Below are 15723 nucleotides of genomic sequence, written 5' to 3' on the forward strand. Positions count from 1 at the left end.
AAGATCGGGGGCGAGTGCAAAAGAGCTCGCCCCTTTTCTATGCCCGCTCGGCGATCCAGTCGGGCAGGGCGGCGATGGTGTCCAGAAGGCCGAAGCGGGGGTGATCCACTGGCGGCTCGGCCACCTCGTGCGCCCAGGTGACGTGGTAGGGGATGTGGACGGCGAACGCCCCGGCCTCGATCGCGGGGATCACGTCCGACTTCACCGAATTGCCCGCCATCACGGCCTCGACGGCCCCCGTGCCGTGGCGCGTGAAGACGCGGTCATAGGTGCCGCGATCCTTCTCGGAGACGATCTCGACGGCGGCGAACAGGTCGCCCAGCCCGGATGCCGCCAGCTTGCGCTCCTGGTCCAGCAGGTCGCCCTTGGTGATCAGAACCAGCCGATACCGCTCCGCCAGCTGGGCCAGGGCCTCATCGACGCCCGGCAGGGTCTCGACCGGATGGGCGATCATCTCGCGCCCGGCGGCCAGGATTTCGCGCACCACCCCCGGCGGCGGCTCGCCCTCGCACAGCTCCATCGCCGTCTCGATCATCGACAGGGTGAAGCCCTTGATGCCGTAGCCATAGAGCCGGAGGTTGCGCTTCTCGACCTCGGCCAGCCGGGTCTCGATGGCGGCGTTGTCGTGCTCGCCCAGCAGATCCAGGAACCGCGCCTGGGTCAGCCGGAAGATCGTCTCGTTGTGCCAGAGGGTGTCGTCCGCATCGAGGCCGACGGTGGTGATGGGCATGGCCGCGCTCCGTTTGCGAGCGGTCCGTCTCGCGCGGGTCGGGGGGCCGGTCAACGGGTCGCGTTGCCGCCAGGGCCCCCAGCCGTCATGGACGGTTGATGAGCAGTCCGGCGCAACAGACATCGGCGGTGGTGATCGGGGCCTCGGGCGGGATCGGCCACGCCCTGGCCGACGCTCTGGCGGCCTCCGGAGACCATGCCGTCATCCATCGCTTCGGCCGCTCGGTCCCTGGCGACGGCCGCCTCGATTTCGGGGACGAAGCCTCGATCGTCGCCGCCGCTACACGGGTGAAAGCCGGGCCGACACCGACGCTGATCGTCGTCGCGGCGGGCGTCCTGCACGACGGGCACGAGCCCGAGCGGTCCTACAAGGCCATGACCGCCGAGCATCTGCTGCGCGACTACCGCGTGAACACGGTCGGTCCGGCCCTGGTCGCCAAGCATTTCGCGCCGCTTCTGCCTCGGGACCGTCGCGCGGTGTTCGCGGCCCTGTCGGCGCGGGTCGGGTCGATTGGCGATAACCGGCTGGGCGGCTGGCACAGCTATCGCGCGTCCAAGGCGGCGCTGAACATGATCCTGAAGAACCTGGCGGTCGAGCTCGGGCGCTCGCATCCGCAGGCGGTGGTGGCCGGGCTGCATCCCGGAACGGTCGATACGGATCTGTCCCAGCCCTTCCAGAAGGGCGTAGCGGAGGGGAAGCTCTTTACCCCCGCCTTTTCAGCCGAGCGGATGCTGACCGTCATCGAAGGACTGACACCCGCTGACAGCGGCGGCGTTTTCGCCTGGGACGGAGCGCGCATTCCGGAATAGCGTCCGGCCATGAGCCAGACCGAGACGATTCCCCTGCCCGCCGACCGCAAGCTGGGCTGGGGGCTCGCGGCCCTGGTCGTTGCCGGCAACATGATTGGCTCGGGTGTCTATCTGGCCCCGGTCGCTCTCGCGCCGACAGGATCGTCCAGCTTGATCGGCTGGCTGATCTGCGGCGTCGGAGCCATGATCCTCGCGGCGGTGTTCGCGGGTCTGGGCCGGTTTCAGCCGGACGCCGACGGCCTGTCGGACTTCACGCGGCGGGGGCTGGGGCCCTTCCTCGGCTTTCAGACGGCGATCGCCTATTGGGGCGTCTGCCTGACCGGAAACGTGGCCGTGGCGCTGGCCGGGACCGGCTATCTCGCCTTCTTCTTTCCGGCCCTGGCCCAGCCCATTCCGGCGGCGCTGTGCAACCTGGTCCTCATCGGGGTGACGACGACGGCCTATGCCACGGGCGCGCGGATCGCGGCGCGGTTGGGGGCGGTGACGCTGGTCATCGGTCTGCTGCCTCTGGTTCTGGCGATCGCGGCCGGGGCGGTGGCGTTCAGCGGTCAGACCTTCGCCGCCTCGTGGAATCCGTCCGGGCTGCCCCTGGCCCAGAGTGTGCCGGCCTCGCTGGTGGTGATCTTCTGGTCCTTCCTGGGGCTGGAGAGCGCGGCGGCCCTGTCGCGGCTGGTGCGCGACCCCGCCCGCGACGTCGGCCGGGCCAGCGTCGGCGGTGTCGGCCTGGCCCTGGTCGTCTATGTCGCCGCCAGCGTCGCGGTGTTCGGGGTGATCCCGGCCGCCGAGCTGGGCCAGTCGACCAGCCCCTTCGCCGATCTGGCGGCGCGGGTGTTCGGGGCGTCGGTCGCCGGCCTGGTCGCCGCCTGCGCGGTGATCAAGGCGCTCGGCACCATCGCCGGCTGGACCATCCTGGGCGGAGAGACGGCGAGGAGCGCGGCCGAGCAGGGCTATCTGCCGCGTTGGTGGGGGTCGGCCGCCACGCCGGGCCGCCTGCCTCTGAGCAATCCGTTGATCAACGGCACCATCATGGCCGGGCTGGTCGTCATGACCTCCCAGCCCACGCTGGCGGGCCAGTTCGGCCTGCTGATCGGGGCCTGCACCGTCCTGACGATCTGCCTCTATGCCCTGTGCTGCGTCAGCCTGTTCCGGTTCAGCCGATCTGCGGGATGGCGGGCCCTGGCGGTGGTTGGCGGCCTCTTTTCCGTTATGGCGGTTGTGGCGGCGGCGCCCGGAAACATCGTGCCGGCCGTCGTTCTGTTCGGCGTGGCCTCGGTGGGATGGCTCTGGGTTCGCCGGGGTCGGGCCGGGCGCGTTGACCCGGCAAGCGCGCCTCTGTAGCAACCCGGCCGTTTGTTCGCCGGGATTCGGTGTAAGGGGACGGCCATGACCACATCTCTGCTTCCCGGCTGCACCGGCGTTCTGGCTCTGGCCGACGGCACGATCTTTCAGGGGGTCGGCGTGGGCGCGACCGGCTCGGCCCTGGGAGAGGTCGTCTTCAACACCGCCATGACCGGGTATCAGGAAATCCTGACCGACCCCTCCTACATGAGCCAGATCCTGGCCTTCACCTTTCCCCATGTCGGCAACACCGGCACGACGGTGGAGGACATCGAGCAGATGGGCGGCGGCTCGGACACCTCGGCGCGGGGCGCGATCTTTCGCGACCTGCCGACCGATCCGGCCAACTGGCGCTCGGACGCCTCGCTGGACGCCTGGATGAAGCGCCGGGGGGTGGTGGGTCTGTCGGGCGTCGACACCCGGGCTCTGACCCAGGCCATCCGCGACAAGGGCGCGCCGCACGCCGTCATCGCCCACGACCCCGAGGGCCGCTTCGATCTCGACGCCCTGGTGGCCGAGGCGAAGGGCTGGACAGGTCTGGTGGGCCTCGACCTGGCCAAGCCGGCCTCCACACTTCAGGCCTTCGACTGGAACGAGGGGCTGTGGGACTGGCCCGAGGGCTATCCGCGCGTGGACGCCGCCGGAAAGTCCGTCGTGGTCGTCGACTATGGGGTGAAGCGCAACATCCTGCGGGCGCTCGCCTCCACCGGGGCGAAGATCACCGTGGTGCCGGCCACGACCTCGGCCGAGGACATCCTGGCGCGCAATCCGGACGGCGTCGTCCTGTCGAACGGACCCGGCGACCCGGCCGCGACGGGCGAGTACGCCGTGCCGGAGATCAAGAAGCTGGTCGACAGCGGCAAGCCGGTGTTCGGCATCTGCCTGGGCCACCAGATGCTGGCGCTGGCTCTGGGCGCGAAGACCGTGAAGATGGACCAGGGCCACCACGGTGCCAACCATCCGGTCAAGGACCTGACCACCGGCAAGGTCGAGATCGTGTCGATGAACCACGGCTTCACCGTGGACCGCGACAGCCTGCCCGACGCCGTGCAGGAGACCCACGTCAGCCTGTTCGACGGCACCAACTGCGGCATCCAGCTGAGGGACCGTCCGGTGTTCAGCGTCCAGCATCACCCGGAGGCCTCGCCGGGACCGACCGACAGCCTGTATCTGTTCGACCGGTTCCGCGCCCTGATGGACGCCTGAGCGAGCCGTGAGAGTCCGGGCCAGGCGTGGGAGTGACTCTCACTTCTCTCATTTCCGTGCCTGGTGACCGTTGAACCAGGACCCCACCCTAGGCGAGTGCTGCGTCAATCCCGGACGTAGCCCGAGCGTCGACGCCGTCAAGGCCGTCATCCGCGTGTCGGAAAAGGCGTGGTAGCGTTCGAGCGCCATGATCCGCGTCCTATCGCTCGCTCTTTTGGTCCTGATGCTGGGCGGCTGCGTCGGCGGCTCGCGCTCTTCGTTCGCGCTGCAGGACCGGCAGGCCGCCCGGCCGATGGGCCTGACCTCCGACGAAAGGTATCCGATCCGCGTCTATCTGGACGACGAGCGGCGGGTCGCCCTGTTCCGTCAGGCCTTTCGCGAGGGGGTACCGGTTGGAGAGGACGGGGTCGTCGACTTCCTGACCCTGTCGGGCGGCGGGTCCAACGGGGCCTTTACCGCCGGGCTGATGCGGGGCTGGACCGAGAGCGGGTCGCGGCCGGACTTCGAGGTCGTCACGGGCGTCTCCACCGGGGCCCTGGCGGCGCCGTTCGTCTTCCTTGGCTCCGACTGGAACGATGAGCTGGAGGAGGCCTACACGGGCGGCGCGGCTTCCACCCTGTTGCAGTCGCAGGGGTTGGGGGTCTTCTTCGGGTCGGGCGTCTACAAGGGCGAGCCGCTGCGGGCCCTGGTCGAGCGTTATGTCGACGAGGCGATGCTGCGCGCCGTCGCGGCCGAATACGCCAGGGGGCGGGTGCTGCTGGTCGCCACCACCGACCTCGACAGCCAGCGCGGCGTCAGCTGGGACATGGGGGCGATCGCCTCGGCCGGTTCGCCGCAGGCGCTGGAGCTGTTCCGGTCCGTGCTGGTCGCTTCCGCCAGCATTCCGGGAGCCTTTCCACCGGTGCTGATCCAGTCGAACACCGGCGACCTGTCGTTCGAGGAGATGCACGTCGACGGCGGGGTGACCACGCCGTTCCTCGCGGTGCCCGAGACGTTGTGGTCCTATGATGAGCCGTCGGCCATGCTCAGGGCCGCCCGGTTTCACGTCGTCATCAACGGGCGGCTGGCCCCGAGCTTCGCGGTGACGCGCGACAGTCTGGGCGGGGTGCTGGGCCGCAGCGTCGAGATCCTGCTGCGATCCTCGCTGGTGACGACGCTGGAGGGCAACCGCGCCTTCGCCGATCGCAACGACCTGTTCTTTCGCTACGCCGCCCTGCCGGACGACTCGGAGGCCTCGCCGCTGGACTTCAGCCCGGCCTCGATGCGCGCCGTGTTCGAGGTCGGTCGTGCGGGGGCCCTGTCGGGCGACATCTGGCGCTGAGCCTCAGGGCAGGGGGGCGAAGCTCTTCTCTTCCCGCAGGGCCGATGCTTTTCGCACCGCGACCGGCGCGGCGTGCAGCCAGTAATCGGCGTCTTCGAGGCGTCGCTCGCGTCTACGCTCGAGCCCGCGCAGGCGACGCTGGGCGGCGTTGGCCAACAGACGGGCGTGCAGGGCGCGAGGCGTCAGGTCTGCGATGGCGGGGGAGCCGGGGACGGCGACGGCGTCGGGACCCTGGACCTCCACCGCCGGGCGGGCGATGGCAATGAACATGGATGTCTCTGAGGGAACGGGAGGCGGCGCTTCTGCGCCCGAGGCTCGTGGCCTTAACCACAGGGTCTGTGGATAGTTCCTGATCCCGTCAGAATATTGTTTGCATGCAGACGGTTAAGGCGACGATTCCGCCTTATTGCTTACCGAGACCTTAACGCGATGGTGGACAATCGCCGGTCGAAACGGCCGTTAGGTCCGCATTTGACGTATTGGCAAATTATCCCTCGAACTGTCCCCTTTGTGGGAAAGCTGTTGGGGAGCGCGGTTTTGTGCCTGCAAATTGGTCTAGCGGTGCGCAGTTTCGCAATGCCTGTCGGGCTGTGAGATTCGATGACCGCTTCCTCGAGGAACTAAAGGCACGCCTTCGGCCGTCCGATGTGATCGGGCGGACGGTGAAGCTCAAGCGCCAAGGACGCGAGTGGGTAGGTCTGAGCCCATTTAGCAAGGAGAAGTCACCGTCGTTCTTTGTGAACGATGACAAGGGCTTCTTCCACGACTTCTCGTCGGGCAAGCACGGCGACGTCATCTCCTTTCTGCAGGAGACCGAGCGGCTGAGCTTCCCGGAGGCCGTGGAACGGCTGGCCGCCGAGGCGGGCATGCAACTACCAGACGTCGATCCCCAGGCCGCCGAGCGCGAGCAGAAGCGCCAGGGCCTGGCCGGCTGGATGGACCTGGCTCAGAAATGGTTCGCGGCCAACCTGCGCCGCTCGGTCGGCAAGGCGGCGCGCGAGTATCTGGAACGGCGCGGCCTGCCCGAGGATCAGTGGGAGCGGTTCGGCCTGGGTTATGCGCCCAACGACCGTGAAGGCCTGAAGGCGGCGCTGGTCCAGAGGGGGGCCAAGCCGGGCGAACTGGTCGAGGCGGGGATGCTGATCGCGCCGGAGGGGGGTGGGGCACCCTACGACCGGTTTCGTGACCGGCTGATGTTCCCGATCCTGGACGCACGCGGACGGCTGGTCAGCTTCGGCGGCCGGGCCATGAACCCCGACGACCGGGCGAAATATCTGAACGGGCCCGAGAGCCCGCTCTTTCACAAGGGGGCGACCCTCTACGGCCTGCCCGAGGCGCGGCGCATCCTGGGCGCGGCGTCGAAGTCGACCGAGAGTGTGATCGTGGTCGAGGGCTATATGGACGTCATCGCCTGCCAGAGGGCCGGCCTGCCGGCCGTGGCCCCCATGGGCACGGCCCTGACCGAGGAGCAGATGGCCCTGCTGTGGCGGGTCTCGCCCGAGCCGGTGCTGTGCTTCGACGGCGACGGGGCGGGGCAGCGCGCCGCGTTCCGGGCCATCGAGCGAGCGTTGCCGCTGCTGAAATCCGGCAAGTCGTTTCGCTTCGCGCTGCTGGAAGGCGGCCAGGACCCCGACGACATCCTTCGCGAGAAAGGCGCGCCCGCCCTGCGCCAGGCCCTGGCCGAGACCCGGCCCTTCGCCGAGGTCCTGTTCCGCCGCGAGGCCGAGGTCGAGCCGTTGGACACGCCTGAGCGTCGCGCGGGTCTGAAAGGCCGCCTGCGCGCGGCGGCGGCGGCGATCCAGGACAAGGATCTGGCCGAGCAATACCGCCGCGACCTGTTCGACCGCTTCGACGGCCTGTTCCCCGGCCGCGTCCAGCAGGCTTGGACCCCTGACTTGCGGCGCTCGAAGCCGGATTGGCTCAGCCGCATGAGTGCTCGGCCACGGCAGACATCGGAGGGCGCGGACGCGAGGCAGGCCATTTCTCGGGCCCTTGATCCGGTGGCCGCCGCCTTGGCTCATGCCGCGATCGAAGATCCCGCTCGGCTTGATGATTATCTTGAAGAGTTGGCAAATCATGGGTTGGGCGACGTCGCCCTCGAAGGCCTGACGCAGGAACTGGTCCGGCTGCGGTTCGCAGGCAACGAGTCAGATGCCGCAACGACCAGGAGACATCTTCACGGCGCTGGATTTGAGGAGTTGATGCAGCAGGTGGACAAGGCCGCCGCGAAATCCGGTGCGCCTTTTCTTTCGGCTGCGCTGACCCGGCAGGAGGCTCGCGATCTCTGGGTTGAGACCCTGGAGCTGCTCATGCGACTCGCATCTCTCGAGAAAGCTGTCGCCGCAGCGAAAGATCAGCTCGGACCTGGATCAGGAACAACCACCTTGGCTAGGCTGAAATCTGAACGGGACATTCTGAGGCGCGCAATCACAACCGCGACGAACTGGGGAGGCGGCAAGGCGTGACCCCCTGGCTGCCTTGTGATAGCCAAGGCTCCATGGATGGATCGCACCCGGTCAAGCTTTACCGCCATGGCCCGAGTCAGGCCGTGGACATCCCCGCCGCGTTGGAACTGCCCGGCGAGGATGCGGTGATGCGGCGGGAGGGGAACCGGCTGGTGATAGAGCCGATCCGCAAGATGACGACCGGCGCGGACCTGCTGGCCGCATTGAGTAAGCTGAGCCCCATCGACGATGAGATCGGGGAGATCGAGGACTTTCCTCCCCGGCCGGTGAACTTTTGATCCGCTACATGCTAGACACGAACGTCGTGTCAGACCTGATGAAGCAAGCCATCGGTCGGACGGCGCAACGGATCGCGTTGAGCGACGAGGACGAACTCTGCACCAGCATCATTGTCGTTGCGGAACTCAGGTTCGGTCTGGCGCGACGCAACATGCCTCATCTGTTCGGACGGCTTGAAGCCGTGCTGGCGGGACTGTCCGTCCTGCCGTGGGACGCGCCTGCGGACATGAGTTATGCCAGCATGCGAGCTGCGCTTGAGTATGGCGGTCTACTGATTGGTGCCAACGACATGCTGATCGCAGCCCACGCCCTGGCGCAAGACTGCACCCTTGTCACCGACAACGAGCGCGAGTTTCGACGTGTAGCCGGCCTCAGGGTCGAGAACTGGCTGCGCGCGGACTGATCGCCGACAGACGCTTGACAGCGCGGCCCTGCGTCGCCATCTCGCCACTTCCGGACACGATGCCTTAGTGCGCGAGGTCGAGAAGGCGGCGGCGAAGTCCGGCGCGCCTTTCCTGGCCGCGAATGCGCCCCTCGCCGAGGCAAGGGTCCGGTGGTCGCAAGGCTTCGCAGCCCTGACCCGCCTCGCGGGCCTGGATGCGGCGCTGGCGTCAGCGAAGTCGGGGGCGGAGACCGCCTTCGACGCCTCGGCCTTCAGTCGTCTGAAGGCCGAGCGTGATGCCCTGCGGCGAGCCATCAGGACCGGCGCGATCTGGGACGATGAGGCGGGTTCGTAACGAACCGGCCTCGCATGCGTTCTGTTTCGGGACGAGTTGTTGCAATTTTGCCGAGGGCGCCGAGACCCCGCCCCGGTCGGAGACAGAGACTTAATGAGCGCGCAGACCGAGACGCAGGAACCCGAAGTCCAGTCGGATGGGCCGCTGCTCGACCTCACCGACGCCGGCGTCAAGAAGTTCATCAAGCAGGCCAAGGCCCGCGGCTATGTGACGATGGAGGAGCTGAACAAGGTCCTGCCGTCCGAAGAGGTGACGCCCGACGCGATCGAGGACACGCTGGCGATGCTGTCCGAGATGGGCGTCAACGTCGTCGAGGCCGAGGAGGACGCGGCCGAGACCTCGGGCGGAGAGGTCGCCGAGCGCGCGGAGACCCAGATCTCCGACGAGAACGCCAAGCCGACCTATGACCGCACCGACGATCCCGTGCGGATGTATCTGCGCGAGATGGGCTCGGTCGAACTGCTGAGCCGCGAGGGCGAGATCGCCATCGCCAAGCGCATCGAGGCGGGCCGCGACGCCATGATTTCGGGGCTGTGCGAGAGCGCCCTGACGTTCGAGGCCATCATGGTGTGGCGCGACGAACTGGCCAACAACCGCATCCTGCTGCGCGAGGTCATCGACCTGGACGCCACCTACGGCGTACTGAACCCCTCGTCCCTGCCGCACAACCAGCCCCAGCCCCCGATCCCCGGCCAGCCCGTTCCGCCCAAACCCGAACCCGAGCCAGGCTCGCCCGAAGCAGCGGAGGCGGAGAAGGCCGAGCAGGACGAGGAGGACGAAGACTTCGACGACGGCGGCGGCATGTCGATCTCGGCGCTGGAGGCCGAACTGCGCGACGGCGTCATGGAGACGCTGGACGCCATCGCGGGCGACTTCGACGCCTTCCGCAAGCTGCAGGAGAAGCTGGTCGAGAGCCGGCTGAAGGGCGAGGACCTGTCGACCAAGGACCGGAAGGCCCACGACACCCTGTCGGCCGCCATCTCGGGCCGGTTGAAGACGCTGAAGCTGAACAACAACCGCATCGAGGCCCTGGTCGAGCAGCTGTACGCCATCAACAAGCGGCTGATCGGCCTCGAGGGCCGCCTGCTGCGCCTGGCCGACAGCTACGGCATTTCGCGTCCGGAGTTCCTCAAGGCCTATTTCACCCGCGAGCTCGACCCCAACTGGTCGGAATCGGTCAAGGAGATGGGCGTGCGCTGGACCAAGTTCAGCGACGATCAGTCGGCCCAGATCGCCCAGATCCGGGGCGACGTCGCCGCCGTGGCGACCGAGGCCGGCCTGCCCATCGACGACTACCGCCGCATCGTTCAGACCGTTCAGAAGGGCGAGCGCGAGGCCCGTCAGGCCAAGAAGGAGATGGTCGAGGCCAACCTGCGCCTGGTGATCTCCATCGCCAAGAAATACACCAACCGCGGCCTGCAGTTCCTGGACCTGATCCAGGAGGGCAACATCGGCCTGATGAAGGCGGTCGACAAGTTCGAGTACCGGCGCGGCTACAAGTTCTCGACCTACGCCACCTGGTGGATCCGTCAGGCGATCACCCGCTCGATCGCCGACCAGGCGCGGACCATCCGTATCCCGGTGCACATGATCGAGACGATCAACAAGATCGTCCGCACCAGCCGCCAGATGCTGCACGAGATCGGCCGCGAGCCGACGCCGGAGGAGCTGGCCGAAAAGCTGGCCATGCCGCTGGAGAAGGTCCGCAAGGTCCTGAAGATCGCCAAGGAGCCGATCAGCCTCGAGACCCCTATCGGCGACGAGGAAGACAGCCACCTGGGCGACTTCATCGAGGACAAGAACGCCATCCTGCCCATCGACGCGGCCATCCAGTCGAACCTGCGCGAGACCACCACCCGCGTGCTGGCGTCCCTGACGCCGCGCGAGGAGCGGGTCCTGCGCATGCGCTTCGGCATCGGCATGAACACCGACCACACCCTGGAAGAGGTTGGTCAGCAGTTCAGCGTCACCCGCGAACGCATCCGTCAGATCGAGGCCAAGGCGCTGAGGAAGCTGAAGCACCCGAGCCGGTCGAGAAAGCTGCGCAGCTTCCTCGACAGCTAGGTCTCAAAAAAGAGGGCCGCTCCGGAAACGAGGCGGCCCTTTTTCTTGTCTGCTCTCTCTGCTCTCAGACCGCCGGTTCCCCCTCGGTATGCAGGGACTTGGCCAGGTCGAGCAGGCGGCGGCGCGGCCGTTCGCCCAGCTGGTAATAGGCCTGGATCAGATCGAGCGTTTCCTTGCGGCTGAACATCTCGCCGCCGCTGCCGGCCGCTTCCTTGCGCTCCATCGCCTCGGCCAGACCGTCGTAGAAATAGCTGATCGGCGTCTCCAGCGCCTCGCTGAGCTGCCACAGGCGGGCGGCGGAGATGCGGTTGGCGCCGCATTCGTACTTCTGGATCTGCTGGAAGCGGATGCCGACCTGGACGGCCAGCTGCTGCTGCGTCAGGCCCAGCAGGCGACGACGACGGCGCAGGCGGCGGCCCAGGTGGAGATCGATGTCGGTGGCCATGGCCCCATTCCCCTTGATGTGTCGCGCTGTGCCAGAACGGCACGGCTCGCCCTCTGAGCCGCAACGACCATGCCGCGTTCGCGTGACGGGGGAGCGAACCCGCGCCCGGGGGGAGGCCAATCGGCGGATGATGCGTTAAGCTGGGACAACGCCGCTGTTCAGGATCGATGCATGCCCCCTCACTCCCGCCGCCTTCGCAAGGCGGTGCTGCCCGTCGCCGGACTGGGCACCCGGGTTCTGCCCGGCACCAAGACCACGCCCAAGGAGCTGCTGAACGTCGTCGACCGGCCGATCCTGTCCTACATCGTCGAGGAGGCGCGAGAGGCGGGCATCGAGCACATCGTCTTCGTCACCGGGCGGTCCAAGGGGGCGATCGAGGACTATTTCGATCACCAGATCGAGCTGGAGGCCCAGCTGGCGGCCAAGGGCAAGACCGAGATACTGGAGATGATGAACGCCGAACTGGCCACCGCCGGAGAGATGAGCTTCACCCGCCAGATGCAGCCCCTGGGCCTGGGCCACGCGGTGTGGTGCGCGCGTGACATCATCGGCGACGAGCCCTTCGCGGTCCTGCTGCCCGACGTCATCGTGGATGCCGAGCCGGGAGCCCTGAAGCAGCTGGTCGGGGCCTATGAGGAGCTGGGCGGCAATGTCATCGGGGTCGAGGCCGTGCCCGAAACCGAGACCCACAAATACGGCATCGTCGATCCCGAGAGCCGCGCCGGCGACCGCATCCGCATGAAGGGGATGGTCGAGAAACCGGCCCAGGGCACGGCGCCGTCGAACCTGTCGATCGCGGGGCGCTACATCCTGCAGCCCGAGATCTTCGGCATTCTGGAAGGGCAGGAGCGCGGCGCGGGCGGCGAGATCCAGCTGACCGACGGCATGGCCCGGCTGATGCGGGATCAGAGCTTCACGGCGGTACAGTATTCGGGCGTGACCCACGACTGCGGCGACAAGATCGGCCTGCTCAGGGCCAACGTCGCCCTGGCGCTCAAGCGGCCGGACCTGGGCAAGGCGGCGCGGGCGGCGATCGAAGGGCTGCTGGGCCGGTGACCCGCACGCTGAAGATCGACTTCGTCTCGGACGTGGTCTGCCCCTGGTGCGTGGTGGGGCTGGGCGGACTGGAGGGGGCGCTGGAGCGGCTGAGGGGCGAGGGCATCGAGGCGCAGGTGACGTTCCAGCCGTTCGAGCTGAACCCCGGCATGGCAGCCGAGGGCGAGAACGTCGGCGAGCATATCGCGAAGAAGTATGGCTCCACGCCCGAACAGTCGGCGGCGAACCGGGCGATGATCACCGAGCGGGCGGCCGAGGCCTGGCCAGACCGTGGCAAGGGGGCGTTCGAGATGCGGATGGGGCCGGACAGCCGCATCTGGAACACCTTCGACGCCCACCGCCTGTTGCACTGGGCGGGCACGGTGGGGGTGGCCGAGCAACGGGCGCTGAAGGAGGCCCTGTTCCGCGCCCATTTCACCGAGAACCGGCCGCTGGCGGATGCCCAGGTGCTGGCCGATGCGGCGGCGGCCGCGGGGCTGGATCGGGACAAGGCCGTCGAGGTCCTGGCCGACGACCTGTTCGCCGCCGAGGTGCGGGCCGAGGAACAGCTGTGGCGCGCCCGAGGGATCAATGCGGTCCCGGCGGTGGTGGTGGAGGGGAAATACCTGATCAGCGGCGGCCAGCCGGCGGCGGTGTTCGAGGAGGCGTTGCGGCGGATTGTGGCGTCCTAGCTTCCTTCTCCCCTTGCGGGAGAAGGACATCGCGCCCGACGGCGCAGCCGTCGCCTTGGCGCGATAGGATGAGGGGTGAAACTCGATCTCTAGAGTGAGGGAGAGGGCGGCCCGTCATCGGCGCCATCGCCTTTCACCCCTCATCCGGCCCTCCGGGCCACCCCTCCTCGGTCGCGATGCGCCCTTCGTCGACCCGCAAGGGGAGAAGGGACACTTACGCCGCCCGGGGCTTCTTCGGCTTGGGCGGGGCGTCGGCGGCGGTGACGAGGTGACCCTTCCAGCCGGGGGGCGGCAGGAACTTGCCGGACTGTTCCTCGCGCGTGCCGTGCCTGGCCGTGTGGGCGGCGTCCTGGAGGGCTCTCAGGATCAGTTCGGGGTACGAGGTGATGCTGAACATGGCTCGAACCTAGCACAATCTGCTTTCGTCATCCTCCGGCGTAGCGCAGCGAAGACCGGGGGACCCAGCGGCGCCGAAGGCGATCTGTTCAGGCACGATGTCGGACGGGCCAGTGTGCGTGACAGGTTCGCGCTCTCGCGCGCCGCTGCGTCCCCCGGTCTGCGCCGCGAAGGCGCGGCTTGCCGGAGGATGACGAAAGAAGGGGAGGCCGCGCGCCACCTCGTCCGGATTGACGAACTGGAACGCCTCCGCCCGCTGACGCAGGAAGTCGTTGATGAAGGTGGTCTTCCCGGCACCGTTCGGACCGGCGAGGAGGACGAGGGTGGGCATGGGTCAATTAGCCCTTGTCGTTCTTGGCCAATCCAGAGGTGTTCGTTCGATCATCGAAAGCGACGCAATACCCAGCAGCGACCGCCACTGTTTTGGATCAGCTTTGTTTCGGACTTCACCGTAGCGACCGAGATATGACCGAATGAGTTCGCTTACCCGCTTGTCCAGCTCATTTAGGGTGCGGACGTCGTTGCAGAAGCGATAGTGCTTGCCCCAGCCGTTGAGAATTCCATCCACCTTTCTGAGGGTGTGGCTAAGGGAAAGATGTCTCTCGACGTCACCTTTTGTCTTTGCTGCGTCCGTAAAAGCTTGGCAGCTTTTATCAAAGGCGAGGCTCACGGACTCGACCAGCCTTTGCCGAGATTTCTGATTAGCGCGCAGCAAACCATTCGCGAATTCGACGCCGAGAAACTCGAATTTGCTCTGTACGGGAACAGGTTCTGCGGATGTCTTTTCCGGTGAAAACTGCATGCCGAGCGTAGCGAGATATTCTCTCGCTCGCTTCAATCTTGCAGAAGCGGCTCGCTTGGTCGGCGCTAAAATCAAGATGTCATCAATATAGCGAACACAGCTGCAGTCGCCTTCATTCATGAGCGCGTCGAACTCGCTCAGGCATATGTTGCCGAGCAGAGGGGAAAGCGAATTTCCCTGGGCCACTCCTATTTCGCCAATCGGAAACGCATCTCGTTTCGACCGGAGTTCCGCCATGTTGGCGAGTTCTGTGGTGATCGCCTTTTCAAAGAGCGACATGAAGCGCGCATTTGGCACCGCCGCCGCCACGATTGCGATTACTCGGGACTTTGGGATTCGTTTGAAGAAGCCCGATATATCGGCGCTAGCGACATGGGTCGCACCCTGACCAATCGCTTGAAGTGCGCAGGAAATAGCGCCGGGCACACCAGAATGATCGCCGTCTGCGCGTTTTCTCAAACCGCCGAAACTATAGGGGTTCTCAAAATAAGGGCGGAGTTCAGGCGTGTCGGTCAGAACCTCTAAGATGGCCCTCTGAACTATTCGGGACTCAACGTCTGCCAGTACGATAGGTCTGACGCCGCCGGTCTTTCTACCGTCCTTCAGCTTTGGGATTGGAATGCCCCTAGCTGGAGGGAACACAAATCGGTCTCGGCTTAGCCGGTAGCTGAGGGAGCGAAGTTTCGTGCCGGTGTTTTCGCGAAACTGATCGATCTCACTTCGGACCGTAATCGACGTTGAGAACCGACCATTGCCTTCGATCGCACGCCATGCGGCTTCAAGGCTCGCGAGACTGCATACTGTTTTGAAAGGGTCAGTTGCCACGTCTCAGGGTCCGATCTGGTTCGCCCAAACCCGTCCGACGGTGGCTACCCTCTCCGGAGGTGCCTTTCGGCCCTATCCGAACGGGCGCGGCGACGAGTTGTCCCGCCACCGACCCGCCGCCTCGGAAATCCAGCGCACCAGTAGAACCGGTCACCTTCACTCCGGACGCAAGAAGCGATCCCCCCAGAAGCGCCACGAGAGCACAACCTATGAGGGAGCGCGCGACTGGCGCACGTTTTTGCGAATTTCCGCCACCGAAATCTCCTTGGGGACCCGCGTATCGTTTTTGCGGGTTCTGACAAGGTCTCGCGGCGAAAACGCGCCTCCTCCACGGGACCCATCGTTGAAAAGGAACCAGCCGCCCAGATCGTCCCCCTAACTTCGAGGGTGAGAGTTGCAGCAGGTCGAGTGTCGAACGGGTCCTGGCTACCCTCTCCGGAGGTGCCTTTCGGCCCTATCCGAACGGGCGCGGCGACGAGTTGTCCCGCCACCGACCCGCCGCCTCGGAAATCCAGCGCACCAGTAGAACCGGTCACCTTCACTCCGGACGCGAACGTAGTAGGAACATCATACCCAAGT

Annotated in this window: 17 protein-coding genes; 11 read left to right on the forward strand and 6 right to left on the reverse strand. The window is 66.6% G+C overall.

Features of this window, described 5'->3' with window-relative positions; all coding sequences use genetic code 11:
- Positions 1–37: 37 nt before the first annotated feature.
- Complete coding sequence (locus ABN401_RS02270; RefSeq protein WP_349683189.1) at positions 38–730, reverse strand: HAD family hydrolase; 693 nt, start codon at positions 728–730, stop codon at positions 38–40.
- Between the two features lie 98 nt (positions 731–828).
- Between ABN401_RS02270 and ABN401_RS02275 the strand changes: the two genes are divergently transcribed.
- The 4 genes from ABN401_RS02275 (at position 829) to ABN401_RS02290 (ending at position 5404) form a co-directional block, all read left to right on the forward strand.
- Positions 829–1539: an SDR family NAD(P)-dependent oxidoreductase gene (locus tag ABN401_RS02275; RefSeq protein ID WP_349683190.1), complete on the forward strand. Its 711-nt coding sequence runs from the start codon at positions 829–831 to the stop codon at positions 1537–1539.
- 9 nt (positions 1540–1548) lie between these two features.
- On the forward strand, positions 1549–2877 hold the full coding sequence (locus ABN401_RS02280; RefSeq protein WP_349683191.1) for an amino acid permease: 1329 nt from the start codon (positions 1549–1551) through the stop codon (positions 2875–2877).
- 45 nt (positions 2878–2922) lie between these two features.
- Positions 2923–4083, forward strand: coding sequence for a glutamine-hydrolyzing carbamoyl-phosphate synthase small subunit (gene carA, locus ABN401_RS02285; protein WP_349683192.1), 1161 nt, complete (start codon positions 2923–2925; stop codon positions 4081–4083).
- A gap of 187 nt (positions 4084–4270) precedes the next feature.
- Complete coding sequence (locus tag ABN401_RS02290; protein WP_349683193.1) at positions 4271–5404, forward strand: patatin-like phospholipase family protein; 1134 nt, start codon at positions 4271–4273, stop codon at positions 5402–5404.
- Between the two features lie 3 nt (positions 5405–5407).
- Here ABN401_RS02290 and ABN401_RS02295 read toward each other — a convergent pair whose 3' ends face one another.
- Positions 5408–5674 (reverse strand): hypothetical protein, encoded by a 267-nt coding sequence (locus ABN401_RS02295; RefSeq protein ID WP_349683194.1) that lies wholly within the window; start codon positions 5672–5674, stop codon positions 5408–5410.
- Between the two features lie 320 nt (positions 5675–5994).
- Between ABN401_RS02295 and dnaG the strand changes: the two genes are divergently transcribed.
- From dnaG to rpoD, 5 genes are all read left to right on the forward strand, one after another.
- The gene (gene dnaG / locus ABN401_RS02300; protein ID WP_349683195.1) at positions 5995–7869 is read left to right on the forward strand and encodes a DNA primase; all 1875 of its coding nucleotides are present in this window, start codon (positions 5995–5997) and stop codon (positions 7867–7869) included.
- Positions 7866–8147 (forward strand): antitoxin, encoded by a 282-nt coding sequence (locus ABN401_RS02305; protein WP_349683196.1) that lies wholly within the window; start codon positions 7866–7868, stop codon positions 8145–8147. The genes dnaG and ABN401_RS02305 overlap by 4 nt, the downstream gene beginning before the upstream one ends.
- Positions 8144–8551 carry a type II toxin-antitoxin system VapC family toxin gene (locus ABN401_RS02310; protein WP_349683197.1) on the forward strand — a complete coding sequence of 136 codons (408 nt, stop codon included), beginning with the start codon at positions 8144–8146 and terminating at the stop codon, positions 8549–8551. The genes ABN401_RS02305 and ABN401_RS02310 overlap by 4 nt, the downstream gene beginning before the upstream one ends.
- A 67-nt stretch (positions 8552–8618) precedes the next feature.
- Positions 8619–8885, forward strand: coding sequence for a hypothetical protein (locus tag ABN401_RS02315; RefSeq protein ID WP_349683198.1), 267 nt, complete (start codon positions 8619–8621; stop codon positions 8883–8885).
- Positions 8886–8978: 93 nt separating this feature from the next.
- Positions 8979–10949 carry an RNA polymerase sigma factor RpoD gene (gene rpoD, locus ABN401_RS02320; RefSeq protein WP_349683199.1) on the forward strand — a complete coding sequence of 657 codons (1971 nt, stop codon included), beginning with the start codon at positions 8979–8981 and terminating at the stop codon, positions 10947–10949.
- A gap of 64 nt (positions 10950–11013) precedes the next feature.
- On the opposite strand, the gene ABN401_RS02325 is transcribed toward rpoD, so the two are convergent.
- Entirely contained in the window at positions 11014–11394 is a 381-nt protein-coding gene (locus ABN401_RS02325; protein ID WP_349683200.1) for a helix-turn-helix domain-containing protein, read from the reverse strand.
- A 171-nt stretch (positions 11395–11565) separates the two neighbouring features.
- Here ABN401_RS02325 and galU point away from each other — a divergent pair, with 171 nt between their 5' ends.
- Entirely contained in the window at positions 11566–12450 is an 885-nt protein-coding gene (gene galU, locus ABN401_RS02330) for a UTP--glucose-1-phosphate uridylyltransferase GalU (RefSeq protein ID WP_349683201.1), read from the forward strand.
- Entirely contained in the window at positions 12447–13121 is a 675-nt protein-coding gene (locus ABN401_RS02335) for a DsbA family oxidoreductase (protein WP_349683202.1), read from the forward strand. The genes galU and ABN401_RS02335 overlap by 4 nt, the downstream gene beginning before the upstream one ends.
- 214 nt (positions 13122–13335) lie before the next feature.
- Here the strand turns inward: ABN401_RS02335 and ABN401_RS02340 are convergent, their stop codons facing one another.
- The 3 genes from ABN401_RS02340 to ABN401_RS02350 are packed head-to-tail and all read right to left on the reverse strand — an operon-like array spanning position 13336 to position 15144.
- On the reverse strand, positions 13336–13518 hold the full coding sequence (locus ABN401_RS02340; RefSeq protein ID WP_349683203.1) for a hypothetical protein: 183 nt from the start codon (positions 13516–13518) through the stop codon (positions 13336–13338).
- Positions 13519–13527: 9 nt separating this feature from the next.
- Positions 13528–13848, reverse strand: a complete 321-nt coding sequence (locus ABN401_RS02345) for a hypothetical protein (RefSeq protein ID WP_349683204.1) — start codon at positions 13846–13848, stop codon at positions 13528–13530.
- 3 nt (positions 13849–13851) lie between these two features.
- On the reverse strand, positions 13852–15144 hold the full coding sequence (locus tag ABN401_RS02350; protein ID WP_349683205.1) for a reverse transcriptase domain-containing protein: 1293 nt from the start codon (positions 15142–15144) through the stop codon (positions 13852–13854).
- Positions 15145–15723 lie beyond the last annotated feature (579 nt).

It is taken from the genome of Brevundimonas aurifodinae (genome assembly GCF_040195595.1).
GTDB lineage: Bacteria > Pseudomonadota > Alphaproteobacteria > Caulobacterales > Caulobacteraceae > Brevundimonas > Brevundimonas aurifodinae.

What these genes read in the sequence shown, in the direction of transcription:
- ABN401_RS02270 (WP_349683189.1), bottom strand. Translation starts at nt 730, where the DNA reads ATGCCCATCACCACCGTCGGCCTCGATGCGGACGACACCCTCTGGCAC.
- ABN401_RS02275 (WP_349683190.1), top strand. Translation starts at nt 829, where the DNA reads ATGAGCAGTCCGGCGCAACAGACATCGGCGGTGGTGATCGGGGCCTCG.
- ABN401_RS02280 (WP_349683191.1), top strand. Translation starts at nt 1,549, where the DNA reads ATGAGCCAGACCGAGACGATTCCCCTGCCCGCCGACCGCAAGCTGGGC.
- carA (WP_349683192.1), top strand. Translation starts at nt 2,923, where the DNA reads ATGACCACATCTCTGCTTCCCGGCTGCACCGGCGTTCTGGCTCTGGCC.
- ABN401_RS02290 (WP_349683193.1), top strand. Translation starts at nt 4,271, where the DNA reads ATGATCCGCGTCCTATCGCTCGCTCTTTTGGTCCTGATGCTGGGCGGC.
- ABN401_RS02295 (WP_349683194.1), bottom strand. Translation starts at nt 5,674, where the DNA reads ATGTTCATTGCCATCGCCCGCCCGGCGGTGGAGGTCCAGGGTCCCGAC.
- rpoD (WP_349683199.1), top strand. Translation starts at nt 8,979, where the DNA reads ATGAGCGCGCAGACCGAGACGCAGGAACCCGAAGTCCAGTCGGATGGG.
- ABN401_RS02325 (WP_349683200.1), bottom strand. Translation starts at nt 11,394, where the DNA reads ATGGCCACCGACATCGATCTCCACCTGGGCCGCCGCCTGCGCCGTCGT.
- galU (WP_349683201.1), top strand. Translation starts at nt 11,566, where the DNA reads ATGCCCCCTCACTCCCGCCGCCTTCGCAAGGCGGTGCTGCCCGTCGCC.
- ABN401_RS02340 (WP_349683203.1), bottom strand. Translation starts at nt 13,518, where the DNA reads ATGTTCAGCATCACCTCGTACCCCGAACTGATCCTGAGAGCCCTCCAG.
- ABN401_RS02345 (WP_349683204.1), bottom strand. Translation starts at nt 13,848, where the DNA reads ATGCCCACCCTCGTCCTCCTCGCCGGTCCGAACGGTGCCGGGAAGACC.